Here is a 26,237-nt window from a genome sequence, read left to right on the forward strand (position 1 = left end):
GCTGCACGCCACATCTGGATGGTTCTTCGCGCTCGAACCGGACGCCTGACGGCCGCCGGCAGGTAATCTGGGCCGTCATGCCCCCCTCGCACGACCTCCCAGCGAGCCCGCGCGCCCACGGTGCCGCGGGTGTCGCCGTCGTCGGCGACGGCCGCATGGGCCGGGCGATCGCCGCGGCCCTGCGCGCCGCCGGCACCACGGTGACCGGCCCGCTCGGACGCGGCGCCACCGGCGAGGGCGCCGACGTCGTCCTGCTGGCCGTCCCGGACGCCGCCATCGCCGACGCCGCGCACCACGTGGCCCCCGGCCCCTTCGTCGGGCACCTGTCGGGCGCCACCACCCTCGAAGCGCTCGCCGGACACCGCGCGTTCAGCCTGCACCCGCTCATGACGGTCACCGCCGACGGCGCCCGGTTCGACGGCGTGCCGGCAGCCGTCGCGGGCGACGGCGACGACGCGCTGCGCGTCGCCCGGGACCTGGCCGCGACCCTGGGGATGCACCCCTTCGAGGTCGCCGACGCCGACCGCGTCGCCTACCACGCGGCCGCGTGCGTGGCCTCCAACTTCCTGGTCACGCTCGAAGGGCTTGCGGAGCGGCTCGCCGCGTCAGCGGGCGTCGGGCGCGATGCGCTCGTGCCGCTGGTGCGAGCGACCGTCGAGAACTGGGCGCGGCTCGGGCCGCACGACGCGCTGACCGGTCCGGTGGCCCGTGGCGACGACGCGACGGTCGCCGCCCAGCGCGCCACCGTCGCCGAGCGCACGCCCGACGCGTTCGCGCTCTTCGACGCGCTCGTCGATGCCACCCGAGAGCTGGGAGCCACCGCATGAGGATCGTCCGAACCGTCGCCGAGCTGCGTGACGCGCTCGCGCCGCGCCGCGCCGCCGGCGAGCGCGTGGGCTTCGTGCCCACCATGGGCGCCCTCCACGAGGGCCATCTCTCGCTCATCCGCGCCGCGCGCGCGGGCAGCGACGTCGTCGTGGTGTCGGTGTTCGTCAACCCGACGCAGTTCAACGACCCCGCCGACCTCGCCGCCTACCCGCGGACCGAGGAGGCCGACGTGGCGCTCGCGGCCTCGGCCGGCGCCGACCTCGTCTTCGCGCCCGAGCCCGCCGAGCTCTACCCGCACGGGTACGCCACCAGCGTCACCGTCACCGGGCCGGTCACCGAGTCGCTCGAGGGCGCGCAGCGCGGCCGCGGGCACTTCGACGGCGTCGCCACCGTCGTCACCAAGCTGCTGCTCGCCGTCGGGCCCGACGCCGCGTGGTTCGGTGCCAAGGACGCCCAGCAGGTCGTCGTCGTGCGCCGCGTCGTCGCCGACCTCGGGCTGCCCGTGCGCATCGAGGTCGGCCCGACCGTGCGCGAGCCCGACGGGCTGGCGATGTCGAGCCGCAACGTCCGCCTGAGCCCCGCCGACCGCACGCGCGCCCTCGCCCTGTCCCGCGCGCTGCGGGCCGTCCAGGCCGCCGTCGACTGCGGTGCCGACGCCGCCGCGGCCCGCGCCGCCGGCCTCGCCGAGCTCGCCGCGGACGGCATCGAGCCCGAGTACCTCGTGCTCGCCGACGCCGGCACCCTCGAACCCGTCGAGTCCGTGGACCGCCGCGTGCTGGCGCTCGTCGCCGCGCGCGTCGGACCCGTCCGCCTGATCGACAATGTGACCGTGACCCCCGCAGCACCGACCGGAGCCCGCTGATGCAGCGCACCATGCTGAAGTCGAAGATCCACCGCGCCACCATCACCGGCAGCGACCTGCACTACGTCGGCTCGATCACCGTCGACGCCGACCTCCTGGACGCCGCCGACATCCTCGAGCACGAGCAGGTTCACGTCGTCGACGTCGACAACGGCGCGCGCTTCGAGACCTACACGATCGCGGGCGAGCGCGGGAGCGGCACCATCCAGGTGAACGGCGCCGCCGCCCGCCTGGTTCACCACGGCGACACGATCATCGTCATCTCGTACGGGCAGTACGACCGCGCCGACCTCGAGACCTACCAGCCCACCGTGGTGCACGTGGAGCGCGGCACCAACCGCGTCGTGCGCGTCGACGACGCCGTCGCCGAGCTGCTCGACGGGACCGGCGCGTGAGCACCCACCCCGCCGCGGACGCCCCCCGCGGGCACGTCACCTTGCCGAGCCTCGCCGCGAGCGTCGCGGCGGGGGAGAAGCTCGTCATGGTCACCGCCTACGACTACCCGTCGGCGCGCGCGGCCGACCGGGCCGGCGTCGACGTCGTGCTCGTCGGCGACTCGGGCGCGCAGGTGGTGCTGGGCCACGCCTCGACCGTCCCGGTGACGGTCGAGGAGATGCTCGTCCTCGCCCAGGCGGTGCGCCGCGGGCTGACGGCGCCCCTGCTGGTGTGCGACCTGCCGTTCGGCTCGTACGAGGTCAGCGACGAGCAGGCCGTCGCCACCGCCGTCCGGTTCGTCAAGGAGGCCGGCGCCGACGCCGTGAAGCTCGAGGGCGGCGGCCGCATGCCGGCGTCGCGCATCCGGGCGATCACCGACGCCGGGATCCCCGTCATGGGCCACGTGGGCCTCACGCCGCAGACCGCGGTCGCGCTGGGCGGGTTCGCGGCTCAGGGCCGCACGGTCGAGGCCGCCACGCGCGTGCTGCGCGAGGCGCTCGCGGTCCAGGAGGCCGGGGCGTTCTCGCTGGTGCTCGAGGCGATCCCGTCCGACCTCGCCGCCGAGATCACGCCCCGCCTGCAGATCCCCGCGATCGGCATCGGCGCGGGCACCGCCGTCGACGGCCAGGTGCTGGTGCTGCACGATCTCCTGGGCCTTACGGAGGGCCGCGCCGCGAAGTTCGTCAAGCGGTACGCGTCCCTCCTCGACGCGATGGTCGACGGCGTCGCCGCGTACGCCGACGACGTCCGCTCGGGCGCCTACCCCGGTCCCGAGCACGGCTACGCCATGCCGGACGGCGTCCTGGACGCCGTGCGAGACGGGTTCCCGCCTGCCCCATAATGTCCGGCGTGTCCTACGCCGTCGTCGGAGCCGGTCCCTCCGGGCTCGCCGCTGCCAGGAACCTGCAACGCCTCGGGCTCCCGTGGCAGGGGTACGAGCTCGCGCCCGGTGTGGGCGGCCTGTGGGACATCGACGCGCCGCGCAGCACGGTCTACGAGTCGGCCCACCTGATCTCGTCGAAGACGACGACGCAGTTCACCGAGTTCCCCATGGCGGACTCGGTAGCCGACTACCCGTCGCACCGCGAGCTGGCCGCGTACTTCCGGGCGTTCGCCGACCGCTTCGACCTCCGCAGCGGGTTCCTGTTCGGCACCGAGGTCACCCGCGTCGAGCCTGCCCCGACGGGTGGTTATGACGTCACGGCCGTCGGGCCCGACGGCGAGCGCACCGAACGGCACGACGGCGTGCTCATCGCCAACGGCACGCTCTCCGAAGCAAACGTCCCCGTCATCGACGGCGAGTTCGCGCGCGAGGTCATGCACACCAGCGCGTACAAGTCCGCGACCGTCTTCGCGGGCAAGCGCGTGCTGATCGTCGGCTCGGGGAACTCCGGGTGCGACATCGCCGTCGACGCCGTGCACCACGCCGCCGCCGTCGACCTCTCGGTGCGGCGCGGGTACCACTTCGTGCCCAAGTACGTGCTGGGCCGCCCGGCGGACACACTCCGCCCGGGCCGCCGGCTGCCGGCCCGGCTCAGGCAGGCCGTCGACGGGCGGCTGCTCAAGCTCCTCACGGGGGATCCGGTGCGCTTCGGGTTCCCGGAGCCGGACCACCGGATCTACGAGTCGCACCCGATCGTCAACTCGCTGGTGCTGCACCACCTGGGCCACGGCGACCTGGCCGTGCGCGCCGACGTCGAGCGGTTCGACGGGCACGACGTCGTGTTCCGTGACGGCACGCGCGGCACGTACGACGTCGTGGTCCTCGCCACCGGGTACCGGCTGCACTACCCCGTTCGTCGACCCCGCGCTGCTGCGCTGGGAGGCGCCGGCGGCCCCGGACCTGTACCTCAACGTCGTGAACCCGGACGCGCCCGGCCTGTTCGTGCTTGGCATGGTCGAGGCCCCCGGCATCGGCTGGCAGGGGCGGTACGAGCAGTCGGCGATGGTCGCGGCATACCTGCGGGCGCGGACCGAGAACCCGAGGGCGGCCGCCGCGTTCGAGGAACGGGCCCGCGGTCCGCGCCCCGATCTGACGGGCGGCTACCGTTACCTGGGCCTGGAGCACATGGCGTGCTACGTCAACAAGGATGTGTATCGCCGGGCAGTCCGTAGAGAGATCCGTGCGCTGACCTGCGATGACAGGCTCCCGGCCTAGCATCCGCGGCAGTACAGGGCACACATCGAATGCGGTTGAGAGGTTGCGCGTGCGCCCCGCTTGTCAGTCGGCCCTCCCTCGCGCTGCCCGGGTGTGGTGGAGCCCGCGGCCGAGCCGGACCTCGTCCGCCGTGCGCGGAGAGGGCCGTGTACTGACGGGGCTGGTGCCCATGCGTGTGATGGAAGGCGGCGACCCGGAGCGTCCAGGTCTCGGTGTTCGCGTGCGCCGCGCTCACGACCGAACGCCCTGAGGAGCCGAATTTGTTGCTCGGGTGAAGTAGTGGCTATGTTCTGCGTTCACCAGAGCGATCCGCAGTGTTGCTGGCTCCCGGGCTGGGGCCGGCTCCGTGGTGGAGGCCGGTGGCCTCCGCTCGGGTGCTCCCGGGCTCGGTGTCATGGGAGTGCGCTGTGCGTGCGTTGGTGTCGCTTGTTGGTGTGCCCGGTCGGTGGTCGCGGAGGGCTGTGCTGGCCGCGGCCGGGACATCGGCTGCGGTGCTCGCTGCAGGGCTCGTGGTGCCCGCGAACGCTTCCACGCCGGCTTCAGTGCCCACCTCCGCGCCCACTGCAACCACTGGCGGCGTGAGCTCGGTGCGAGACCCGCAGGGCGACCTGACGGCGCCGGGTGCGGTGTCCGCGTCGGTGAACGCACGCCTGGCGGGCGAGCGGGTGGAGGACCTGTCGCAACGCACGACGACGTCGTCCACGTTCGCGCTGCCGGATGGGTCGTGGCAGTCGGCGATGGCCACGGGTGACGTGTGGGTCCGGCGCGGCGGGGACGGGACGCGCCTGGACGATTGGGCGGCGGCCGACTCGAACCTGCGAGCCAACGGTGATGGGTCGTTCTCGCCGGTCGCGCAGGTCGGGGACGTCGAGATCGCCGGGGCGACGACCGCCACGGGCGGGTCGTCGGTGGTGGCGTCGTTCACCGACCCGGGGTCGGGTGCGGCCTCCCAGCTGACGTATCCGGGGGACCTGCCGGCCCCGACGGTGGCCGGTCCTCGGGCGACGTACCCGGATGTGCAACCGGGTGTGGACATGGTGGTCGAGGTCACCGGGTCGGGGCTCGAGCAGTTCTTCGTGGTCAAGGACCGTCCCGCGGTCCCGGCCGCGCTCGAGCTGTCGACGGGGCTGCGTACCCCAGGGGCGCAAAGTACGGCGGCGCGGGTGCAGGCGGGGCCGGATGGGGCGCGTGGGGGTGACGTCGCCCGGGTCACGAGCGCGGACGGGGACGTGGTGGCCTCGGTGGCGACGCCGCTGATGTGGGACCACGGAGCGGACCTGCAGCGGGCGAACCCGGTGACCGAGCCGTTCGACCCGGCCGCGCAGCCGGGGCTGTGGGCGGGCACCGCCCAGGGGCAGGCGCAGACGCAGCGCGCGGCGGCGGCCCGCGGCGTCGCTGCCGCGCCGGTGGCGGCGGACCCGGCGCAGGTGCCGGTCGCGACGGGCGTGGCAGTCACCGATCACGGCCGGGTGGCCGCGTTGAACCTGACGGTCCCGGACGCAGCCGGGGCGGGTGTGGCCGCCGCGCCGGGGGCCCGCACGGTCGCGGAGATGCTCGCGGACCCGGACATGTTGTTCCCGGTTGTGGTGGACCCGACGGTGGACTTGTCCTTCACGTTCGACGCGTTCGTGGAGTCGGACTTTTCGTCGGATCAGTCGGCGTCGGGCGAGCTGCGGGTGGGCACGTATGACGGGACGCACGTGGCCCGCTCGTATCTGAACGTGGACGCTCCGCCGATCAAGGGCAAGGTGGTCTCGAAGGCCACGCTGAAGCTGTGGCAGTTCTGGTCCTACTCGTGCACGGCCACCTCGTGGGAGGTCTGGTCGGCGTACACCGCCTCGACGGACACCCGGTGGACATCCCAGCCGGGCCTGGGGTCGAAGTTCTCCTCTTCGACGGACACGCGCGGGCACGACGCGGGGTGTCCGGCGGCCACGTCGAGCGTGGACGTGACCTCGCTGGTCAAGGCGTGGTCCGGAGACAGTGGTCAGGGTGTGCGCGGGATGATGCTGCGCGCGACCAGCGAGACCGACCCGTACGGGTGGAAGAAGTTCAGCTCGGGCAACGCCGCCACGGGCAAGCCGACCTTGACCGTGACGTACAACTCCTACCCGAACACGCCCGGTAGCGGCGGCAACCTGTCCTACCACACGTGGTACCCGGACACGTCGGGGACGCTGTACGTGAAGAATGTCCGCCCGAAGCTGTTCCAGCCGGTCACCGACCCGGACGGCGGCGACGTCCGAGCCACCTGGACCGTCCACTCGGGGACCACGACGGCCGGGACGGCGTTCTGGAGCAACATGAACGGCACGATGGGCGCCTCGGGCGGGACGTCGACGGCGACCCCGTCGACCAGCTGGGCACCGCTCGTGGACGGGGCCACCTACACCGCCGAGGTGTGGGCGAACGACGGGACGTTGCTGTCCACGGCGTCGCGGAAGCTGTGGACGTTCATCGTCGACCTGACCCCGCCCGCGACACCGACGGTCACGGCGTCCGGGTACACGAACGGGCAGTGGAGAGACACCGCTCCGGTCAGCAACACGTTTACGTTCAAGTCCACCAGCACGGACGTGGTGAAGTTCCAGTACAAGAAGGACTCGGACACCGCCTGGACGGTGCTGACGCCCGGAACCACATCGGCAACGCTGAACTGGAACCCTGTGTCGGGTGCTCACAAGCTTCAGGTGCAGTCGATCGACAAGGCCGGCTGGCCCTCGGCCACGACCAGCGTATTCACGTTTGGCGCCGGCGGTGCCACCCTGGCCGGCCCCGGTGACGGGCTGAAGTCCACCGACCTGTTCACCACCACGGCCTCCGGCCCGCCGAACCCGGGTGGCACCGTGACCGCCACCGCTTACTGGCGTGTCTCCGACGGCACTACCCACGCCGGCGACAGCACGGCCAACGGGTCCGCCGCGGCTTCCGACGGCTGGACCGCGATCACGGACTCGACGCAAACCATTGCTGCGAGTTCCAGCCCCGCCGCTTACAACATGGCGTGGTCGGCAGCTGCCGTTGCCGACAGCCTGAAGAAGTCTCGGGTGCCGGTGCGTCTGGCACTTCAGGTGTGCTTCAAGTACTCCGACACCGGGGTTACACGCTGCACGTGGAACAGTTCGAAGGACTCGATCAAGCCGACGGTGACCCGTGTTCCGCACGCCTTCGGTGACAACTTCCCGACCACTGACGCCGGCCCTGGCCAGGTTGCCCTGTGGACTGGTGAGTACCAGCAGTCCACGTCGGACGCGAGCGTTCCCGCCTACAGCGGCGACCTGAGCGTCTCGCGCACCTACTCGTCGCTGGCTGGTGTGAGCTCCGACCAACCGTTCGGGCCGGGATGGGATCCGTCATTCGATGGTGACTCGTCTGGCATCGCCGGCTGGGAGATTGACGACTCGACCGGCTGGGACGGCACGATCGCGCTGTACACGCAGGAGGGTGACGCCCTCACCTTCCGCCAACCCGGCACTGGGCACACCGCGCAGAAGCCCGGCGTGTACACCGCCGTTGACCAAGACACCAAGGACGACGGTGGGGCACTTGTCCTCGCTGCGGCCGTTGCAGCCAACCCCGCCGCCAACCCACCAACTCCGGCGATCCCGGCCAAGCTGACGTACACCGATGTCATCGGCACCAAGACGGTGTTCACGCTCACCGATGCCACGGCCGGAACCTGGGTCGCGTCCTCCGTGACGGAGGCGGGCACCACCTCGGCGACCACCTACCAGCGCGACACATCGGGACGAGTGACCTCCATCGTCGGCGCGCTGCCGCCGGGTGCTGACGGTCAACCGATCAAGGGAGTCGACGGCAAGACGGTGGACTGCACGGTGACAGCGCCCCCGGCTGGTTGCCGCCGACTGAACGTCGAGTACGCCACCACCACCACCGCCACCGCGACGACCACGGGTGCTATCGCCGGACAGGTCAAGAGCATCAGCTACACCGCCTGGGACCCGGACTCGGGCACCAACGGTGCGATGACCACCACCCCGGTCGCGACCTACCTGTACAACGCTGACAAGACTCTGGCGTCGGTCACTGACCCGCGTTCTGGTCTCGCCACCTCCTACGACTACCAGAAGGACGCGTCGAAGAACCTGGTGCTGTCGAGCTCCAAGCAGCCGCTGCTGACCACGGTCACCCCGTCCGGGCAGGCCGCTTACACCCTGACCTACGACGGCGCAGCGCTCGACGCGCACGCGTTGACCACTGTGACCCGGCCCGACCCGGCCGGTGGTACCGCCCAGCTCGCTCGAGTGGTGTACGGCATCAACCCGGCCACGGTCACCGGCGGGCTACCGGACATGCGGTTGGTTGACGGCGACAACACGGTCGGCGTGGGGCGTTGGGGCCAGACGGTGGCCCCCACCTACGCTGCCGCGGTGTTCGGCCCCGACCACAAGGTCGACACCTCGACCCCGTCCGGTGTGGCCGCTGCGGATTGGCCGTTCGCCGACGTGCAGTACATCGACGCCAATGCTCGGGTAGTCGACACCGCCTCCTGGTCTGAAGGCTCGTGGCAGTTCGCCGCAACCACCTACGACGACCAACTCCAGGGCACCGCAACCGTTCCCACCTTCAACATCATCAAGTCTCTGGACAACCGCGGCGTCGCGGGGATTCTCGCTCGCGGTGGTGCAAGCGCGATGGCGCAGGACGAGCTGGACTCGTACGCCACGGTCACGAAGTACAACGACGACGACATCTTGTCCAAGGCTGCGGCGGCCGGCCCGAACGGGTCAGTGCCCGCCGGGACGGTGATCGCGCCGGCCGGCACGCGCGTGACCGACACCTGGGCGCCGGCCACCGACGCCGGGGCGGATCAGCAGACGGTGCGGGTCCACACGCACACCGAGTACGACGCCGGCGCCGACACGGATGCCGCGCTGAACTACGGGGTGAACCCCGCGACCGGCCTGGCGTGGGGCCTGCCGACGACGGTCACGACCACCCAGGTCGCCGACCTGGACACGACCCCCGAGCCCGGTGAGCTGGTGCTGTCGCGCAGCATCAGCGGGTACGACCCGATCGACGGCGCGTCGCAGCTGGACAAGACGTCCGGATGGGTGCTCGGGGTGCCCACGGTCTCCACGACCGTGACGGACTTTGTCACCAACGCGGGCATCACGACCCGCACCCGTTTCGACAGCGAGGGCCGTACGGTCGAGACCGTCGGCGCAAAGTCGAACGAGAAGGACGCGGGCACGCTGCTGACCACGTACTACACGGCCGCCGGCGACGCGTCGGTCCCCGCCTGCAAGGACCCGCACCCCGAGTGGGCGGGCCTGGTGTGCCAGACCGCGCCCGCCGACGGTAGCGCGAGCGTGCCGACCCAGGGCACGACGAAGTACGCGCTGTGGCTGGCCGCCGCCGAGACGACGGACACAGCCGGGTCGACCACGCGGACCACGAAGACGTCATTCGACCCGGCGGGCCGCCCCACCCTCGAGAAGACGGCGGTGACCCCGGGTGATACCGGTTCGACCGCGGTGGATGACACGATCACCCACTACAACGCGGCCGGGCTCGTGGACTACACCGCCAGCCAGGACTCGCGGACGAATCCGAACGCGCCGGTCGAGACCGGCCGGATCAGCACGGAGTTCGACAGCTGGGGGCGCACCACCAAGTACACCGACGCCGCCGGCGAGGCCACCGACACGACGTACGTCCCGTCGGGGCAGGCCGGGGCCGGCTCGGTCACGACCGTGTCCGACTCCAAGTCCGCGGTGAGCTACACCTACGACGCCTCGGGCAACGTGACCTCCCAGACCACGAAGGCTGGCACCAAGACATACACCTACGCCGCAACGTGGGACGGGCTGGGCGACCTGCTCACCCAGACCATGCCCGGCGGTGTCGCCCAGTCCAACAGCTACAACGCCCGCGACGGGCAGCTGCTCACGTTGGGCTACACGGGCACGGCCGCCGACGGTACCCACGTGCCGCTGCTGGACTGGTCGCTGACCTCGGACGCGCAGGGCCGCACCACGCACGTGTCGACGAACGCCGGGACCGGCGAAGCCTCGGTCGGGCCGAGCCTGGACTACGGGTACGACCCTGCCGGGCGACTGGTCAACGTGACGGACGCGCGCCCCGACGTGTGCCAGACCCGCGCCTACACGTTCGACGACAACGGCAACCGTCAGAGCCTGACCAGCGGCACCTACGGCAGCGACTGCACCACCGGCCAGTCGCTGCAGGTGGCCAAGGACTGGGCGTCGGCGTACGACGCCGCCGACCGCCTCACCGCAGGCGCGGCGGTGACCGCCACGGCCTGGACCGCCGACGAGGCGGACGGCACCCTGGTCCGGACGGACGCCAGCTTCGGCGGCGGCCAGTACACATACGACGACCTGGGCCGGGCCACCACCATGCCGGCCATCGACACCCCGACCAACGCCACGACCATCGGGGCGGGTGTGGCGCCGACGGCCGGTGACGTCACGATCGGGTACTACGACACGGACGCCGCGGCGTCCATCACCCAGGACGGGGTCACGACGAGCTTCACGCTCGACCCGGCCGGCCGCCGGACAGTCTCGACCACCGTCAACGCGAGCACGTCGACCATGGTCACCCGCCGCTACGGCGACGGGTCGGACAACCCGTCCTGGGCACAGTCCGTGACCGGGATCGACCCGGCGTCGGTCAGCGTGTACGGGTCGTCCATCGGCGGTGACCTCGGGTTCACCGTGACCGACGGGGCCGCCACCCTGGACCTGGCCGACCCGCACGGGGACACCATCACCACCGTCGCCGTGCCCGCCACAGGGAACGCCACCGGTATCGGTGCGGTGGCCTGCTACGACGAGTACGGCAACCAGGCCACCGACCTGGCCGCGGGCGCCGGCGTCGACGGGACCGCGACTGCGGCAGACCCAGGCACGAAGACAACGCCTAACACGGGGGCTCTGGCCTACGGGTGGCTCGGCGCCAAGCAACGAGCAACCGACCTCTCGGGCCTTATTCTCATGGGAGCCCGCCTGTACAACGCCGTCACCGGGCTGTTCACCTCCCGCGACCCCGTCCCCGGCGGCAACACCACCGCCTACGCCTACCCCCAAGACCCAGTCAATGGATTTGATCTAGACGGCAAGACGTTCAAGCGATTCTGGAAGCGACATGGATCTACGATCCTCGGAGGGATCAAGCTTGGGCTATCGGTTGCAGCGGTGTTCGGCTGCGCGGCTTGTGCGGCCATCACAGCGGTGTGGGGTGCTGTCGACTTCGTTCGAGCAAAGAACAATAAGGATCGCTTCAACGCTGCACTTGACATGGTTCCGGTGGGCGGCGGCGTTGCTGCCAAGGGGCTTCGAGGGCTCGCATACGCGCGCCAAGCCGCAATGCGATCGAAGGGGATGTGGAAAGAATCACGAAGGTGGCGGACAATCGGTAACACAGTGATGCCAAGAGCCGAGCGTCTTGGACACAATTACGACCACGTAGCGCTCGGTTGGAGCGGTGCGGTGTACGGATGGAACACGGCTAAGAACTACCACCCTCGAAAGCGGGGGAACTAGCATGGACGACCGACGCATTCTCAAGCCTGTCGCAGCGCAATCGTGTAGGTGGATGACCGCGAAATCCCTTCGACTTCGGCGCGGCGACGCGATGAGTCCGCACGAGATCGATCGGTTCTGGGGTGAAATCCCGGGAGAGGTCGCGCCGACGGCTAATGCAGTCGCATGGGGCAGCGCGATGGCTGTTCTGATTGCGGGGGTTCCGTTGACAATCGCACTGGCGATTACGACGTCGGCTCTCGGGTTGATCCTCGACTTCCCAGTCGCGGCGGCCAACACGATTACCTACTACTGGATCCCTCTTTCGGTCACGCTCTTCATCCTGTCGCATTTCGCTCCCCACACGAAAGGACCACTCGTCTGGAAGGTGTTACTCGGCTGGCCCACGGAACTGGTAGTGCTTGGGGTTGTGACGTTCGTGTGCACCGTTGTGTACGCGTAATTGGGGAGTCCGGTGCGCGGGAAGGGGAAGAGGGGTGTTTGGGGAGGACGCGGTCTCGCGCGATTGTGAGGCATTCTTCACGGGGATACAAGATGAGTTCTCGGCCGTAGCCGCGATCCTCATTACCGGAGACGGTCCGGAAGTTCGCGGGATTGTGCTGAAGCCCTTTGCCGTCGGTGCGCTGTCATACTCGTTGCAGTATGACAGCGAATCGCTGATCGTGTCCGTGGGAAGAATGCCAGGGCTCGAACTTGCTCGCACAGGTGAAGGCGTCAACCTCGCTCGACTTGTATTCTCCTCGGTTGCAGGCGGAAAGGTTATGGTCGGTGCGGGGCGCGGAGTCCAAAAGGTGCGTATCCCGCTAGCTGGCGAACAGTTCGTGGAGGATACGTACGAAGGACCAGTTTCCGCACTCCTTCGCATGCCATGGCCGCCGAGAATCCGCTGGGCGTTCGCCCGGCCCTACCGTTGAGAACATCACGTTGGAGCCAGCGGCGTCACGTGGATCTTCTACGTCGCCAGCGACGGAGCCCTGACGTCGACGACAACGCGGCCCGGTTGGGTAAGCCGGTGCTCGGGTGCTCGAGCCGGTGCTGCGATGCGTGCTCGTCGTGTGAAGCGGCTGCGGCTCACGCCGTACTGGCCGGGGCAGTAGCCGTTCTTGCAGTACAGGCCGGCGTGGGCGAGCCAGCCGATCAAGGAGGTTGTCCCGGTGCCGCCGCCGCGGAAGGCGGCGGACGCATTCTAGGAATGGCGGCCGGCGCGATTGGAGAGGGTGCGGTTTCGACAAGCTCAAGCAGCGGCGGCGGGCCGTCGTTCAGCCTGTCGAAACCCCGCCTCGCCGCACGAGCCTCACCGCACGACGTCGAGCACCTGCTTCTGGATGCCGTTGGCGTAGACCCCGTGCTCGACGATGCGCAGCTTGCGCGCGTCGACGTCGGACTCGCTGAACAGGCGCTTGCCGGCGCCGAGCAGCACCGGGAACACGAGCAGGTGGTAGCGGTCGATGAGGCCCGCGTCCGAGAGCCCGTGGTGGAGGGTGAGGCTGCCGTGCATGATGATCGGGCCGCCCTCGGTCTCCTTGAGCGCTGCGACGTCCTCGAGCGAGCGCAGGATCGTCGTGTCACCCCAGTCGTCGACCAGGTAGGCGTCCGTGAGGCTGGAGGAGACGACGTACTTCGGGATGACCTTGTAGCGGGCGAACTCCGGCATCCCGGGCCACACCGGGGCGAACGCCTCGTAGCTGGTGCGGCCGAGGAGCATTGCGGTGGCCTCTTCCTCCTCGCGGCCCTTGAGCTCGTAGGCCTCGGGGAGGAACTCCACTTCCTTGAACGTCCAGCCGGCGTTGCGGTAGCCGCCCTCGCCGCCGGGGCTGTCGGCGACGCCGTCGAGCGAGACGAAGGCCGTGCTGATGAGCGTGCGCATGGGAGTACTCCTCAAACGGTCGAGACGAGTGTGTCGGTGAGCCAGCGCTGCCAGGCGGCGTCGGCGGCGTCCGGGGTTGCCGGAGCGAACAGGTGGTGGAACATCAGGGCCAGGCCGGGAGCGAGGAAGAAGCTGTAGAGCCCGTCGGCCGTGCGGACCTTGAGGCGATCGGCCTCGGCCCACGTGATCTCGCCGTCGAGCGCGGGAGCGCCGTCGGGTGTGGCGCGGGCACGGGCGCCGACGGTGACGCCGTCGGACAGCGCGAGGCCGTGCGTGAGCGCCGCGCGCAGCTCGTCCGCCGACCGTCCCGGGACGGCGGCGAAGGCGAAGGCCGGCACCCCGTGCCGGCCGGGGAAGTGCGCGAGGTACTCGCGCAGCGTGTCGAGGTGCAGCGGCCAGCCCCGGCGCAGCGCGTCGTACTCGTCCTGCCAGTCGTCGCCGAGCATGCCGCTGTGCACCACGCGCAGCACGGTGCTGCCATGGTCGGCCTCGATCAGGTACTCGAAGGCCATGTACCGGCCGTCGGGCCCAGGGGTCGTGCGGGTGGCGAAGCGGTGCGGCGGGTCGTACGCGGTGACCACGGCGTCCTCGCGGCTGCCGCCGGTGTCCATCGTGGCCGCGCCGCCCTCCCGCGGCTCGACGTCGTTGCGCCCCATGAACCAGGAGTCGAGACCGGGCCCGGTGGCGATGGCGTCCCAGACCTGGTCAGGGGTGGCCGGGAGGGTCACGTCGAAGGAGATCTCGAAGGGGTGGGGCATGTCAGCGCTCCTCGTCCGTCCGTCGGGTCCCCGGTGTCCCGGGCACCTGGTGGAGGGCGACGACGACGCGGTGGGTGCGTCCGCCCTCGGCGGACTCATCGTGATACCGACCGACGAGGCTCGCCACGGCGGCGCTCAGCTCCTCGACGAACGCGGACCGGTCGGTGGGCGAGGCGAAGCGGACCTCGGCGTCGATGCCGAAGGTGGCCACGCGCTGGCGAGCGCGCGCCGCGCCGGCCAGCAGCGCGCCGACCTCCTGCACCAGCCGCGCTCCGAGCGCGACCAGCCAGCGCGCCGAGAGCTGGTCGGGCGAGCGGGACGGGTCGGGGCTGACGGCGGAGAGTGCGGCGGGGGAGATGACGTAGGACGACGCGGTCGCGCGGTAGACGCGCTCGGTCATGTTGCCCTTGCGGCGCTCCTCCTGGAGCTCGACCAGCCCGTGCCGCTCGAGCTCCTTGAGGTGGTAGTTGACCTTCTGCCGGGGGAGCCCGAGCGCGGCAGCGAGCGAGGCCGCCGAGCCCGGCTCGACCAGCTCCGCAAGGATCCGGGACCGCAGCGGGTCCAGGGAAGCCTCCGCGGCGGCGGGCTCCTCGATGACGGCGACGTCGAGCATGCATCCCAAAGTGTCACCGACAAGAAGAGTTGTCAAGAATAATCTCTCTGACGTAGCTGACCTGGAAAGACGTTTTCAGTCGGCCCCGCGGCTGACGTTCGACTAGAACCTGAGGCTCCTCCCGCTCACGCCCCGCGGTGCTGGTCGCGTGCGGGCACCAGGGGCGCGGCAACCAGGGGAGTGAGCGCCACCAATGCGAACGCGACCGGGTACCCGACCAGGGTGATGAGCGCCCCGACCGCCGGCCCCACCGCCGACGCCGCCAGGAACTGCCCGGAGTTCTGCACACCGAGCGCCCGCCCCGACCACCCGGGCCCGGCGGCCTCGGCGACCGCGGTGAACGCGAGCCCGTTGTCCGCCACCGAGACCGACGTCGCCACGACCAGCAGCACCACGGACGCGGCGAGCCAGTGCGCCTCCCCGGCGGCCGCGCTCGCGAGCATGGTCGCCACCCCGGCAAGCGCGACCCAGCGCAGCGGTCGCATTCGGCTGCCGACGCGGTCGCTCAGCATCCCGACGCCGATGCGTCCGACCGCGCCCACGAGCTGTGACGCCGCCATGGTGGCGCCGGCGTCCGTCGCACCCCACCCGAGCCCGACCGTGAGCCACGCCATGCCGAACGTCGACAGCGTGAACTGCGGCACCACCAGCAGCACCGAGACGGCGTGGACGCGCACAAGGAAGCCGTCGGCCCGGTACGGGTTGGCGGTGGCGGCCGCGGCCCCGGCCGGACCGGCGAGCCGGGATGGGTTCACGACCCCGACCGCGCACGCCACGGCGAGCAGTGCCGCAGTCGTGCCCGCGACCAGCAGCGCTGCCCCCACGCCGTGCCGCTCGGCGAGCGGCGGCACTACCAGCGCCGCGACGGCGACGCCGAGCGGCTGCGACATCTGGCGGATCCCCATGGCCAGGCCGCGGCGCTGCCGGGGGAACCAGCCGACGACGATGCGCCCGCTGCTCGCATTGGTGCTCGCTGCGGCGGCACCGCCGAGGGCGAGCAGCGCGCCGAGCGCGACGGTCCCGTGCACCGGCGCCGCGGCGAGGGCGAAGACCGCGGTGAGCGCCAGCCCGGCCGCGATCACACGGCGCTCGCCCAACCTGTCGGTCGCGGCGCCCCAGGCGACCAGGGTGGCCACCATGCCGAGCGTCGGCGCGGCGGCGAGCGTCCCGGCGTGCGCGAGCGACATGCCGTGGGCGTGCCAGAACGGGATCAGGTACGCGGGCGTCGAGACGAGGAACGATCCGCCGGCCTGGGCGGCCACGCCGAGCGCGAGCATCCGCCAGGCCATCGGTGGGGTGGTGGGCGTCGTGGCTCGCGGCTTCATGGCACTGGCGTACCCTCTGTCCACTCTGTGAGCCAATTGATTCCATGATGTGGACGGCATGCTGCCGGCTTCCGGCCTGGGGCAAACCTGAGAGATATGTAGGAGTTCGAACGGAATCTGCCCTTCTTGGCGGATTCTCAGAGGTCAGGGCGCGACGATGTCCCCATGACCTCGACCACGGCGGGCCGCGCGACTAGGCGACCCGCCGCGCCCCGGCCAGGCGGCACCGCAGGGTGGCACGCCGGGGCGACGACCGTCGTCTGGGGCACGAGCATCATCGTCGCGGCCGCGTGGCTGCACGGGGGCGAGCTGCAGACGCTCTTCTCGAGCGGCCCCGCCGCCCTCGAGTCCCTCGGGCGGATCGCCGGGCTCGTCGCGGCCAACCTCCTGCTGTACCAGGTGCTGCTGATGGCGCGCGTGCCGGTGTTCGAGCGAGGGTTCGGCCGCGACGCCCTCACCCGGGCGCACCGCCTCACCGGGTTCTGGTCGTTCTGGCTGATGCTCACCCACGTCACGCTCGTGACGCTCGGATACGCCACGACGGCCGGTGTCGGGGTGCTGCCCCAGCTGTGGACCTTCATCGTCACCTACCCGGGCATGTTGCTGGCGACCGCGGGTCTGACCCTGCTGATCGCCGTCGTCGTGCTGTCGATCCGTGCGACCCGCCGCCGGCTGCGGTACGAGTCGTGGCACCTGCTGCACCTGTACGCCTACCTCGGCATCGGGCTCGCGATCCCGCACCAGCTCTGGAGCGGCGCCGACTTCCTGGTCTCGACCGCGATGACCGTCTACTGGTGGACGCTGTGGAGCGTGGCGCTCGGGTGCGTCATCGTGTTTCGCCTCGTCGTGCCCGCCGTGCTGTCCGCCCGCCACGGGTTGCGCGTGGCGGCCGTCGAGCCCGACGGCGCTCGCGGCGTCGCCGTGCTGCTCGAGGGACGCGGGCTCGATCGCCTGCGGGCCCTGGCCGGGCAGCACTTCGTGTTCCGGTTCCTCGACGGGCCGGGCTGGACGCGCGGCCACCCGTTCTCGCTGGCGGTCGCGCCCGGCGGCGACCGGTTCGCCCTAGCCGTCCGCCTCGTCGGCGACGGAACCACCCGCCTGGCCCAGCTGCGACCCGGCACGCGCGTGCTCGTCGAGGGCCCCTACGGAGCGATGACCGGCAACGCGCGCACCGGAGGGCGGCTGCTCATGCTGGGCGCCGGCGCCGGCGTCGCGCCCCTGGTCGCGCTGCTGCAGGCCGAGGCGTGGGGGTGGGGCGAGGCCACCCTCGTGACGCGCGACCACCACCCCGACGACGCCCTCCTGACGGGCCCGATCACCGAGCTCGTCCGGACGCGCGGCCTGCGCTGGTTCCGCCTCGACGGCCCGCGCACCGCCGTCGGACCGTCATGGCTGCCGACCGCGTTCGAGACATGGTCGGGGCGCGACATCCTGCTCGACATGGCCGGCAAGCCGGTGCGCGGCCACGACATCTACCTGTGCGGGCCCCCGCCCTGGATGGAGGCGGTGCGCGCCGACCTCGCCGCCCTCCATGTGCCCGCAGCACGGATCCACTACGAGTCGTTCACGATCTGAGGAGGCCGCCATGAAGAAGATCGTGACGTGGCTGCTCGCCACCGTGGGCGGCGTCGTGCTGCTGTTCAGCTACAAGACGTCGACGCAGTCCGTGGCCCCGGGACTGCCGTCGGCGAACGGGAGCACGGCGACGTCGGCCCCCACGCAGCCGCAGGCCGGCACGACGCCGCAGGGGTCCGCGGGTTCGGCGTCGTCGGGCCTCCAGGACGGCACCTATACCGGCGCCTCCGCCGACACCCCCTACGGCCCGGTCCAGGTGCGGATCACCGTGCAGGGCGGGCAGATCACCGCCGCCAACGCCGTCACCTACCCCACCGAGTCTCGCCGCGACGAGATGATCAACGCGTACGCCATCCCCGTCCTGCAGCAGGAGTCGGTCGGGGCGACAAGTGCCCAGCTCGACTTCGTCTCGGGCGCGACCTTCACGAGCAACGGGTACCTCGGCTCGCTCCAGGACGCGATCGACCAGGCGGCGGGACGATGAACCGCGAGGGTCTGCACCGCACGGTGCGCGTCGACGAGGCGATGGGCACCCGCGTCAGCGTCCACGTCGTCGTCCGCGACGACGCCCCGCCGCTCCTCGGCCTCGAGGTCGACGACGCGATCGAGCGCGCGCTCGCCGGCCTGCACGAGGCCGACTGGCGCTTCACCCCGTTCTGCGAGGAGTCGGAGATCCGGAGGATCGCGCGCGGCGAGCTGAGCCTCGACGACGCCCACCCCGACGTGCGCGAGGTCGAGCAGGAGTGCCGCGCGGCGCTCGCGGCCACGGGCGGCAAGTTCTCCGCCTGGTGGCGCGGCTGGTTCGACCCGACCGGGTACGTCAAGGGGTGGGCCGTCGACCGCGCCATGGACGTGCACCTCGCCGAGCTGCTCGAGCTCGACGGCGTCGTCGCCGTCGGCGTCGGTGTGGGCGGCGACCTGCGGCTGCGGGCGCTGCCGCACTCCGGCTGGACCTGGAACGTCGGCATCGCGGACCCGCAGGTGCGCGGCGCGGTGCTCGCCACGATCACGCTCGCCGACGGCGCCGTCGCGACGTCGGGCAGCGCCGAGCGCGGGGCGCACATCGTCGACCCGCGCTCGGGGGAGCCCGCCGTGGGCGTCGTCTCCGCGACCGTCGTCGCCGACACGCTCGCGCGCGCCGACCTGTGGGCCACGACGGCCGTCGTCTCCGGTGCGGACGACCTGGCGTGGGTGCGCAGGGCCGGGACCCGCTCGGGCCTGCTCGTGGACGCCGGCGGACGCACCCGCCGGTGGGCCGGCGCCACCGAGGTGACGCTCGTCGACGCCGGCGTGGCCAGCCTCTAGCCCACCCGGTCCACCCCGGTCACGGCGGTCAGCAGGAACACCGAGTCCTCGTCCGCGACGACCGCGTGCCGCGCGTGCGTCAGCGGCCACAGGTCACCCGTCGCGAGCTCGGTCGCGGCCTCGCCCTCGGTGACCCGGATCCGCCCCTGCAGCACCTGCAGCGTGCCGGCCGGCGGCGAGGAGTGCTCGTTCAGGGCGGTGCCCGCGACGAGCGCGACGACGCTCTGCCGCAGGTTGCCGTCGTGCACGAGGAGCTCCGCGGACTTGCCGTGGACGGAGGCGTGGGCGGCCGCGAGGTGGGCGGAGGCGAGCGGTCCAAGGTTGGCCATGCCCGCATCCTGGCCTACGCCCACCTCGCGCGCCAGCGTCACCCCGTGGTCAGCGGCCGGCGACGGCCTGGGCCGCAGACCAGGCCTCGAGCGTCGTCTCGCCCAGCGTCGCCGTGTCGTCCACGGGAACGATCGTCGTCTCGTCGAGCGGGGTGCCGAAGTACCGCGCCTCCGGGTCGCCGACGACGGTGCGCGGGTCGCCCTTGGCGGCGAGCACCTCGCGCACCAGCTCGTCCATCGCCCACCGCTGCGGGCCCGCGACCTCCTCGGTGGCGTTGGTCGCCGGGGCGACGGCGGCAGCCGTCACGGCGGCGGCGACGTCGCGCGAGGCGATCGGCTGGAACGCGCCGGTCGGCAGCGTGACGACGTCGCCCTGCGTTGCCGAGTCGGCGATCGCGGCGATGAACTCGAAGAACTGCGTGGCGCGGACGATCGTCCACGGCACCGGCGAGGCCTTGATGACCTCCTCCTGCGCGATCTTCGCGCGCAGGTACCCGCTCTCGGGCGCGCGCTCGGAGCCCACGATCGACAGCGCGACGTGGTGGCCCACGCCGGCGGCCTGCTCGGCGGCCAGGAGGTTGCCCGTCGAGGTGGTGAAGAAGGCCAGCACGTCGGCGTCCGCGAAGGACGGCGAGTTCGACACGTCGACGACGACGTCGGCGCCGGCGAGCGCGTCGGCCAGCCCCTCGCCGGTGAGCGTGTTGACGCCCGTGTTGGGGCTGGCGGGGACGGCCTCGTGGCCCTGCTCACGCAGACCCGCGACGACCTGGGACCCGATGAGCCCCGTGCCACCGATGACGACGACCTTCATGGCGTACCTCCTGTGGGGGCGGCGGGCCTGGTGCCCGCCGCCTTCATCCCTTCGACCGGGGAGGGACGCGAAACGTGACGTCAGCCCTCGCGACGCGCGGTCTTCGGCTCGTTGCGCCGCCCGAACGCCTTGACGGCCTCGACCACCAGGAAGATGACGGCGGCCAGGACGATGCAGATCAGCCACTCGCGCAGCCCGATCCCGGTCACGCGGAAGAGCGTCTGCATGAAGGGCGTGTAGAGGAAGAAGAGGTGGAGCGCTACGAGCGCCAGGACGGCCCACAGGATCGCCTTGTTCCCCCGGAGCACGCTGACGGTCAGCGACGAGCGGTGCATGAAGCGGCAGTTGAACAGGTAGGCCACCTGGCCGAGCGTCAGCATCGTCAGGCCGGCCGACTGGGCGAGCGTGCCGTCGCCGTGCCCGCCGAACCCGAGGAACCCGTAGAACTCGGCCGCGAACACCAGCAGCGAGGCCCCGCCGACCAGCACGGACACGAACAAGATGCGCCGCAGGAAGTCCGGGGTGATGAGCGGCGCCTTGGGGTCGCGCGGTTTCCGGCGCATCACGTCCGGCTCGGCGGGCTCGGTCGCCAGCGGCAGCGCGAGGGTCACGGACGTGACCATGTTGATCCACAGCACCTGCACGGGCAGCAGCGGCAGGACCGTCCACCCGAGCAGCACCGCGAACAGCAGGCCGAGCGACTGCGCGCCGTTGGTGGGCAGCATGAACAGCACGGCCTTGCGGATGTTGTCGTAGATGCGCCGCCCCTCGGCCACCGCACGCTCGATGGTCGCGAAGTTGTCGTCCGCGAGCACGATGTCGGCGGCCTCCTTCGTCGCCTCCGTCCCCTTGATCCCCATGGCCACGCCGACGTCCGCCTGCGTGAGCGCGGGGGCATCGTTGACGCCGTCCCCGGTCATCGCCACGACCTCGCCGTGCTTCTGCAGGGCGCGCACGATGCGGATCTTGTGCTCGGGGCTGGTGCGGGCGAAGACGTGGACGGACTGGACGACCTCGGCGAGGTCGACGTCCGACATCGCCTGCAGCTCAGCGCCCGTCAGGGTCCGGGCGTCGTCGGAGTCGACGATGCCCATCTCCCTGGCGATGGCCTTGGCGGTGCCGACGTGGTCGCCGGTGATCATCGCGACCGCGATGCCGGCGGTGCGGGCCTCGGCGATGGCGGCGATGGCCTCGGGGCGCGGCGGGTCGACGATGCCGGTGAGCCCCACCATCGTCAGCCCGCGCGGGCCGTCCTCGGGGAGCTCGCCGACCGAGGCGGGCATCTCCAGGCGTGCGGCCGCGAGGACGCGCAGGCCCTCGTCGGCGAGGGCCGTCATCTGCGCCTCCCAGAAGGCGGCGTCGAAGGGCTCGGGCACGCCGTCGGGGCCGAGCTGGGTGGTGCAGCGGGCGCGCACCGAGTCCAGCGCGCCCTTGACCAGGACGTGCCGCGACCCGTCCGGGGCCTGCGTCAGCGTCGCCATGTACTTGGTCGCCGAGTCGAAGGGGATCTCCGCGAGGCGGTCCCAGCCGTCACCGGTGATGCCGGCCTTGCGGCCGAGCACCAGGACGGCGCCCTCGGTCGGTTCGCCGATGAGCTTCCAGCGGTCGCCGTCCTGCTCGAGATGGGCGTCGTTGCACAGCAGCATCACCTCGGCCAACGAGGTGAGGTCGGCCGACGACGCGGTGGCCGACGTCGTGCCGCCGGGAGCGACGACCCGGCCCACGGGCGCGTACCCGGTGCCCTCGACGTCGTACTGCCCGCTGCGCGTGGACACGTGCCGCACGGTCATCTCGTTCTGCGTGAGCGTGCCGGTCTTGTCCGAGCAGATGGTGGATACCGAACCGAGCGCCTCGACGGAGGCCATCTGGCGGCTGATCGCGTTGCGCCGCGCCATCGCCTGGACGCCGAGCGCGAGGGTGATGGTCACGAGCGCCGGGAGCCCCTCGGGGATCGCGGCGACGGCGAAGCCGATGGTGGCCGAGACGAGCTCCGGCCCGGTGATGCCCCGGAGGAGGCCGATGACCACCATGACGGCGGCCATGGCGAGGATGAGGACGGCGAGCCGCTTGCCGAAGACGGCCATGGTCTTCGTCAGGGGCGTGTCCAGCTCGTCGGCCTCGGAGATCATCGTCTGGATGCGACCGATCTCGGTGTTGCTGCCGGTGCCGGTGACGAGGGCGGTGCCCGTCCCGGCGACCACCAGCGTGGACGAGAAGAGCATGGAGGTCCGGTCGCCGACGTTGGCGTTCTCGCCGACGGCGTCCACCGTCTTGACCGAGGCGACGGACTCGCCGGTCAGGGCGGCCTCCTCGACCTGGAGGTTGCTGGCCTCCAGCAGGCGTGCGTCGGCGGGGATGCGGTCGCCGGGCCGGACCTTGATGACGTCACCGGGCACCAGGGTCTCGGCGTCGACGTCGCTGACCGAGCCGTCACGCAGGGCGTGGGCGCGGCTGGACAGCATGCCCTTGATGGCGTCGAGCGCCTTCTCGGCGCGGCCCTCCTGGATCATGCCGATGGCCACGTTGATGATGGCGACGGCCGCGATGACGGAGACGTCGACCCAGTTCGTGACGTCGCCGGTGTAGATCGCGATGGCGGCCTTGATCAGTGCCGCGATCAGCAGCAGGAAGATCAGGACGTCGTTGAGGTGCCCGGCGAGCTTCTTCCACCACGGGTCGCGCGGCTGGACCGGGAGCCTGTTCGGTCCCTCCACCGCCAGCCGTGCCTCGGCCTCGGCCGTCGTGAGTCCCTCCGGCCTGCCGTCCAGCCCGTCGAGAACCTCGGTTGCCGTCTGAGCCCATGGTGCAGCCATGCGCGCCCCTCCCGTCGTCGCGGCCATTCCCCCCGGCCATCCTGCCGCCCAGGAGGACGTCCAGCATGTGCGAGGCCGGACCACGTGCCCGGAGAGGGCGAGATGCGATGGTTGAAGGGCCAACTTCATCCCGGTCGGCTCTGCTCAGCTGCGCGCGACGAGGTCCACCGCCTGCAGCTGCGCCTTGACCGCCAGCTCGGCCGCCTTGAACGCGTGCTCCTGCGTCATGGCGTTCTCGGTGCGCTCCAGGCAGTCGAGCACGAGCTGCCCGAAGTACGGGTAGCCCACCTTCCCGAAGACGTTGAAGTGGGTCTCTTCGGAGCCGTTCGCGAGGTAGAGGTGCGCGGGGCCCGCGGCCTGGTCGCCGAGCTGCATGTACTTGCGCTGCTCGATGAACCCCTCGGTGCCGAGGATGAAGGACCGCCCGTCGCCCCACGTCTGCAGCCCGTCCGGGGTGAACCAGTCGCAGCGGAAGTAGCCGGTCGCGCCGTTGTCCATGACGAGCATGGCATCGCCGAAGTCGTCGAGGCCGGGGTGCTCCAGGTGGGCGTAGTTCGCGACCTGGCTGCGGACGACCTCGCCGTCGGACGCGCCCGTGTAGTGCAGGATCTGCTCGATCTGGTGCGAGCCGATGTCGCACAGGATGCCGCCGTACTTCTCCTTCTTGAAGAACCATCCGGGGCGGTTGCCGGCCATGAGGCGGTGCGGGCCGGTGCCGATGACCTGGACGACCCTGCCGATCGCGCCCTGCTCGACGAGCTGCGACGCGAACACCGCGGTCTCCACGTGCAGGCGCTCCGAGTAGTAGACGGCGTACTTGCGCCCCGTCCTGGCCACGGCCTCCTTCGCGGCGGCGAGCTGCTCGAGCGTCGTCAGCGGCGCCTTGTCGGTGAAGTAGTCCTTGCCGGCGTCCATGACGCGCAGGCCCAGCGCGCACCGCTCGGAGGTGACGGCGGCGCCGGCGACGAGCTGGACGTCCGGGTCGTCGAGCACCTCGGCCTCGCTGCGGGCGACCTTTGCCTGCGGGAACCGCGCCGCGAACGCCTCGGCCTTGCGCGGGTCGGGGTCGTAGACCCAGCGCAGCGTGGCGCCCGCGCCGAGCAGGCCGTCCGTCTGGCCGTAGATGTGGCCGTGGTCGAGCCCGATCGCGGCGAAGGTGAGGTCGCCGGGGCCGACGACGGGGGCGGGCATCGGGTCGGGGGCGTAGGTGGACCCGTCGGCCTTGCTCATGGGTGGGAGTTCCTCTCTCAGGCCGTCGGGTCGGGCGAGCCGCCGAGGGTGATCGACCCCTCGAGCTCCACGACCGATCGTGCCTTGGTGAAGTAGCGCGGCGCGCGGGCCAGGAGGGCCTCGCCCGAGTACCAGGGGCTGTCCGCGGGGATCGGCAGGTCGACGGTGCGGCGCTCGATCGCCGCCTGGTAGATCGCCGTCACGACCTCGACGGTCCGGCGCCCGTCCTCGCCGTCGACCGCGGGTCGCCTCCCGGTCTCGAGCGCGGTCAGGACGTCGCGAAGCTGGCCGGGGTGACCCTCGTGCTCGAGCGCCTCGTGGCCCGCTGCCAGCGCCTGGATGCGCTCGACGAGCGAGACGTCGCCGCCCGCCGCGGGGAAGCCGTTCGGCTGCGCGGACTCCGCGCGGACCGCCCACGGCTGGGCCACCGACGCGTCGCGGCCCTGGACCACGAACGCCTGCTCCTCGCCGTGGTGCACCACCGACGCGGTGAGCGACGCGATCGTCCGCTCGTACTCCAGGAGCGCGACCGAGACGTCCTCCACCTCCGAGTTGTCGTGCCATGCGTTCGTCATGACCGCGCTGACCGAGTTCGGCATGCCGAGCATCCAGAGCAGCAGGTCGATGTGGTGGATCGCGTGGTTGAGCGTGGGACCACCGCCCTCGGACTCCCACGTGCCGCGCCAGGCCAGGTCGTAGTAGGGGAGTCCTCGCCACCACGCTGAGTCGACGCGCACGTGCGCGACCGGGCCGAGCAGGCCCGAGTCGATGGTCTCCTTGAGCACCGCCAGGTCGTCCCGGAACCGGTTCTGCGCGACGACGGAGAGCATCCGCCCGCTCGCGCGCTCGGCCTCGAGCATCGCGTCGCACTCGGCGAGCGACGGCGCCATCGGCTTCTCGACGACGACGTCCTTCCCCGCGCGCAGCAGGTCGACCGTGAGGCTCGCATGGGTCGACGGGGGCGTGCAGACGCTCACCAGGTCGACGTCGCCCCGCGCGAGCAGCTCGTCGAAGCTGACGACGTCGGCATCAGCGAGGCCGAGCTGCTCGCGCTTCGCGGACGCACGCTCCGGGACGTCGTCGCACAGCGCGACGACGCGGCAGCGATCGGGGAACATGAGATAGCCGGCGAGATGGGCCACCGAGATGCTCCCGGTGCCGACGACGGCGACGTTCAGCATGCGTGCTCCTTCGTTGGAGGGGTGCGGGCCACACAGTAGGCCGTGACACCGGGCGCCGTGCCGTGCTCCCGGCCGCCGGACAGCACGGGAAGGACGCGGGCCCATGGACGCCGGAGCCGACGTTTCCGAAGAAGATCCGCGGCTGCCGCCGCGATGGTTCATCACCACCACCTGGCGCGCCCACCGTTTGCTGTACCGGATCTCGCGCGGCCGGCTGGGGCTGCGGACACCCGAGCACGGTCGGCACTCCGGGATGATGTGCGTCCACACCGTCGGGCGCCGGTCGGGCGCCGAGCGTGCCGTGATCGTGGACTACTTCGAGGACGGCCCCGACATCGTCACGCTCGCGATGAACGGCTGGGGCGAGGCCGACCCCGCCTGGTGGTACAACCTGCGCGCGACGCCGGACGTCGTCGTCGACCTCAAGGGCGAGAAGCGGCCCGTACGGGCCCACGAGGCGACGGGCGACGAGCGCGCGCGGCTGTGGTCGCTGTTCGGCCAGTACCCCGGGTGGGGCGACGTCGACGCGTTCAGCCGCCGGCGCGAGCGGCCGCGGCCCGTGGTGGTGCTCGAGCCGCGGACCTGAGGCGTGCCGGCCGCCCCGCGGTGGGGGAT

At 71.5% G+C, this 26,237-nt stretch carries 21 protein-coding genes; 12 read left to right on the forward strand and 9 right to left on the reverse strand.

The genetic code is table 11. The features are described from left to right. The first annotated feature begins 77 nt into the window (after positions 1–77). From ACO4JP_RS09680 to ACO4JP_RS09715, 8 genes are all read left to right on the forward strand, one after another. Complete coding sequence (locus ACO4JP_RS09680) at positions 78–827, forward strand: DUF2520 domain-containing protein (RefSeq protein ID WP_425953481.1); 750 nt, start codon at positions 78–80, stop codon at positions 825–827. After that, the gene (panC, locus tag ACO4JP_RS09685) at positions 824–1,690 is read left to right on the forward strand and encodes a pantoate--beta-alanine ligase (protein WP_425953482.1); all 867 of its coding nucleotides are present in this window, start codon (positions 824–826) and stop codon (positions 1,688–1,690) included. Before ACO4JP_RS09680 ends, panC begins: the two co-directional genes overlap by 4 nt. Further along, a complete protein-coding gene (panD, locus tag ACO4JP_RS09690; protein WP_425953483.1) occupies positions 1,690–2,085 on the forward strand; it encodes an aspartate 1-decarboxylase in 396 nt (131 codons plus the stop codon). The genes panC and panD overlap by 1 nt, the downstream gene beginning before the upstream one ends. Beyond that, entirely contained in the window at positions 2,082–2,966 is an 885-nt protein-coding gene (gene panB / locus ACO4JP_RS09695; protein WP_425953484.1) for a 3-methyl-2-oxobutanoate hydroxymethyltransferase, read from the forward strand. The genes panD and panB overlap by 4 nt, the downstream gene beginning before the upstream one ends. An 8-nt stretch (positions 2,967–2,974) precedes the next feature. Beyond that, entirely contained in the window at positions 2,975–4,240 is a 1,266-nt protein-coding gene (locus tag ACO4JP_RS09700) for a flavin-containing monooxygenase (RefSeq protein WP_425953485.1), read from the forward strand. 621 nt (positions 4,241–4,861) lie between these two features. Further along, a complete protein-coding gene (locus ACO4JP_RS09705; protein ID WP_425953486.1) occupies positions 4,862–11,815 on the forward strand; it encodes a hypothetical protein in 6,954 nt (2,317 codons plus the stop codon). A gap of 52 nt (positions 11,816–11,867) precedes the next feature. Beyond that, positions 11,868–12,257: a hypothetical protein gene (locus ACO4JP_RS09710; RefSeq protein ID WP_425953487.1), complete on the forward strand. Its 390-nt coding sequence runs from the start codon at positions 11,868–11,870 to the stop codon at positions 12,255–12,257. Between the two features lie 34 nt (positions 12,258–12,291). Continuing rightward, the gene (locus tag ACO4JP_RS09715; RefSeq protein ID WP_425953488.1) at positions 12,292–12,729 is read left to right on the forward strand and encodes a hypothetical protein; all 438 of its coding nucleotides are present in this window, start codon (positions 12,292–12,294) and stop codon (positions 12,727–12,729) included. A 380-nt stretch (positions 12,730–13,109) separates the two neighbouring features. On the opposite strand, the gene ACO4JP_RS09720 is transcribed toward ACO4JP_RS09715, so the two are convergent. The 4 genes from ACO4JP_RS09720 to ACO4JP_RS09735 form a co-directional block, all read right to left on the reverse strand. Continuing rightward, the gene (locus ACO4JP_RS09720; protein WP_425953489.1) at positions 13,110–13,682 is read right to left on the reverse strand and encodes a dihydrofolate reductase family protein; all 573 of its coding nucleotides are present in this window, start codon (positions 13,680–13,682) and stop codon (positions 13,110–13,112) included. Positions 13,683–13,693: 11 nt separating this feature from the next. Next, positions 13,694–14,440, reverse strand: a complete 747-nt coding sequence (locus ACO4JP_RS09725; protein WP_425953490.1) for an SRPBCC family protein — start codon at positions 14,438–14,440, stop codon at positions 13,694–13,696. A gap of 1 nt (position 14,441) precedes the next feature. Beyond that, positions 14,442–15,053 (reverse strand): helix-turn-helix domain-containing protein, encoded by a 612-nt coding sequence (locus ACO4JP_RS09730; RefSeq protein ID WP_425953491.1) that lies wholly within the window; start codon positions 15,051–15,053, stop codon positions 14,442–14,444. Between the two features lie 125 nt (positions 15,054–15,178). Further along, positions 15,179–16,378: an MFS transporter gene (locus tag ACO4JP_RS09735; RefSeq protein ID WP_425953492.1), complete on the reverse strand. Its 1,200-nt coding sequence runs from the start codon at positions 16,376–16,378 to the stop codon at positions 15,179–15,181. A 165-nt stretch (positions 16,379–16,543) separates the two neighbouring features. Here ACO4JP_RS09735 and ACO4JP_RS09740 point away from each other — a divergent pair, with 165 nt between their 5' ends. From ACO4JP_RS09740 to ACO4JP_RS09750, 3 genes are read left to right on the forward strand one after another with little or no spacing between them, the layout of a single operon-like run. Beyond that, positions 16,544–17,953, forward strand: a complete 1,410-nt coding sequence (locus ACO4JP_RS09740; RefSeq protein WP_425953493.1) for a ferredoxin reductase family protein — start codon at positions 16,544–16,546, stop codon at positions 17,951–17,953. A gap of 10 nt (positions 17,954–17,963) precedes the next feature. Further along, a complete protein-coding gene (locus ACO4JP_RS09745; RefSeq protein WP_425953494.1) occupies positions 17,964–18,437 on the forward strand; it encodes an FMN-binding protein in 474 nt (157 codons plus the stop codon). Next, a complete protein-coding gene (locus ACO4JP_RS09750) occupies positions 18,434–19,258 on the forward strand; it encodes an FAD:protein FMN transferase (protein ID WP_425953495.1) in 825 nt (274 codons plus the stop codon). Before ACO4JP_RS09745 ends, ACO4JP_RS09750 begins: the two co-directional genes overlap by 4 nt. Here the strand turns inward: ACO4JP_RS09750 and ACO4JP_RS09755 are convergent. From ACO4JP_RS09755 to ACO4JP_RS09775, 5 genes are all read right to left on the reverse strand, one after another. Continuing rightward, the gene (locus ACO4JP_RS09755; protein WP_425953496.1) at positions 19,255–19,587 is read right to left on the reverse strand and encodes a cupin; all 333 of its coding nucleotides are present in this window, start codon (positions 19,585–19,587) and stop codon (positions 19,255–19,257) included. The two genes, ACO4JP_RS09750 and ACO4JP_RS09755, sit on opposite strands and share 4 nt — an antisense overlap. A gap of 49 nt (positions 19,588–19,636) precedes the next feature. Further along, positions 19,637–20,398: an SDR family oxidoreductase gene (locus ACO4JP_RS09760; protein WP_425953497.1), complete on the reverse strand. Its 762-nt coding sequence runs from the start codon at positions 20,396–20,398 to the stop codon at positions 19,637–19,639. 80 nt (positions 20,399–20,478) lie between these two features. Next, positions 20,479–23,211 carry a cation-translocating P-type ATPase gene (locus ACO4JP_RS09765; protein ID WP_425953498.1) on the reverse strand — a complete coding sequence of 911 codons (2,733 nt, stop codon included), beginning with the start codon at positions 23,209–23,211 and terminating at the stop codon, positions 20,479–20,481. Positions 23,212–23,355: 144 nt separating this feature from the next. Continuing rightward, a complete protein-coding gene (locus ACO4JP_RS09770; RefSeq protein WP_425953499.1) occupies positions 23,356–24,441 on the reverse strand; it encodes a Gfo/Idh/MocA family protein in 1,086 nt (361 codons plus the stop codon). Positions 24,442–24,458: 17 nt separating this feature from the next. After that, complete coding sequence (locus ACO4JP_RS09775; protein ID WP_425953500.1) at positions 24,459–25,622, reverse strand: Gfo/Idh/MocA family protein; 1,164 nt, start codon at positions 25,620–25,622, stop codon at positions 24,459–24,461. A 103-nt stretch (positions 25,623–25,725) separates the two neighbouring features. Between ACO4JP_RS09775 and ACO4JP_RS09780 the strand changes: the two genes are divergently transcribed. Continuing rightward, complete coding sequence (locus ACO4JP_RS09780) at positions 25,726–26,208, forward strand: nitroreductase/quinone reductase family protein (RefSeq protein WP_425953501.1); 483 nt, start codon at positions 25,726–25,728, stop codon at positions 26,206–26,208. The last annotated feature ends 29 nt before the right edge of the window (positions 26,209–26,237 follow it).

Origin of the sequence: Xylanimonas sp. McL0601 (assembly GCF_049852175.1) — a bacterium.
Classification (GTDB): Bacteria; Actinomycetota; Actinomycetes; order Actinomycetales; family Cellulomonadaceae; genus Xylanimonas.

Bases quoted from the DNA above. Each gene is read 5' to 3' on its own strand.
- ACO4JP_RS09680 (WP_425953481.1), top strand. From the start codon at position 78: ATGCCCCCCTCGCACGACCTCCCAGCGAGCCCGCGCGCCCACGGTGCC.
- panC (WP_425953482.1), top strand. From the start codon at position 824: ATGAGGATCGTCCGAACCGTCGCCGAGCTGCGTGACGCGCTCGCGCCG.
- panD (WP_425953483.1), top strand. From the start codon at position 1,690: ATGCAGCGCACCATGCTGAAGTCGAAGATCCACCGCGCCACCATCACC.
- ACO4JP_RS09710 (WP_425953487.1), top strand. From the start codon at position 11,868: ATGACCGCGAAATCCCTTCGACTTCGGCGCGGCGACGCGATGAGTCCG.
- ACO4JP_RS09720 (WP_425953489.1), bottom strand. From the start codon at position 13,682: ATGCGCACGCTCATCAGCACGGCCTTCGTCTCGCTCGACGGCGTCGCC.
- ACO4JP_RS09725 (WP_425953490.1), bottom strand. From the start codon at position 14,440: ATGCCCCACCCCTTCGAGATCTCCTTCGACGTGACCCTCCCGGCCACC.
- ACO4JP_RS09730 (WP_425953491.1), bottom strand. From the start codon at position 15,053: ATGCTCGACGTCGCCGTCATCGAGGAGCCCGCCGCCGCGGAGGCTTCC.
- ACO4JP_RS09735 (WP_425953492.1), bottom strand. From the start codon at position 16,378: ATGAAGCCGCGAGCCACGACGCCCACCACCCCACCGATGGCCTGGCGG.
- ACO4JP_RS09740 (WP_425953493.1), top strand. From the start codon at position 16,544: ATGACCTCGACCACGGCGGGCCGCGCGACTAGGCGACCCGCCGCGCCC.
- ACO4JP_RS09745 (WP_425953494.1), top strand. From the start codon at position 17,964: ATGAAGAAGATCGTGACGTGGCTGCTCGCCACCGTGGGCGGCGTCGTG.
- ACO4JP_RS09750 (WP_425953495.1), top strand. From the start codon at position 18,434: ATGAACCGCGAGGGTCTGCACCGCACGGTGCGCGTCGACGAGGCGATG.
- ACO4JP_RS09755 (WP_425953496.1), bottom strand. From the start codon at position 19,587: ATGGCCAACCTTGGACCGCTCGCCTCCGCCCACCTCGCGGCCGCCCAC.
- ACO4JP_RS09760 (WP_425953497.1), bottom strand. From the start codon at position 20,398: ATGAAGGTCGTCGTCATCGGTGGCACGGGGCTCATCGGGTCCCAGGTC.
- ACO4JP_RS09765 (WP_425953498.1), bottom strand. From the start codon at position 23,211: ATGGCTGCACCATGGGCTCAGACGGCAACCGAGGTTCTCGACGGGCTG.
- ACO4JP_RS09770 (WP_425953499.1), bottom strand. From the start codon at position 24,441: ATGAGCAAGGCCGACGGGTCCACCTACGCCCCCGACCCGATGCCCGCC.
- ACO4JP_RS09775 (WP_425953500.1), bottom strand. From the start codon at position 25,622: ATGCTGAACGTCGCCGTCGTCGGCACCGGGAGCATCTCGGTGGCCCAT.
- ACO4JP_RS09780 (WP_425953501.1), top strand. From the start codon at position 25,726: ATGGACGCCGGAGCCGACGTTTCCGAAGAAGATCCGCGGCTGCCGCCG.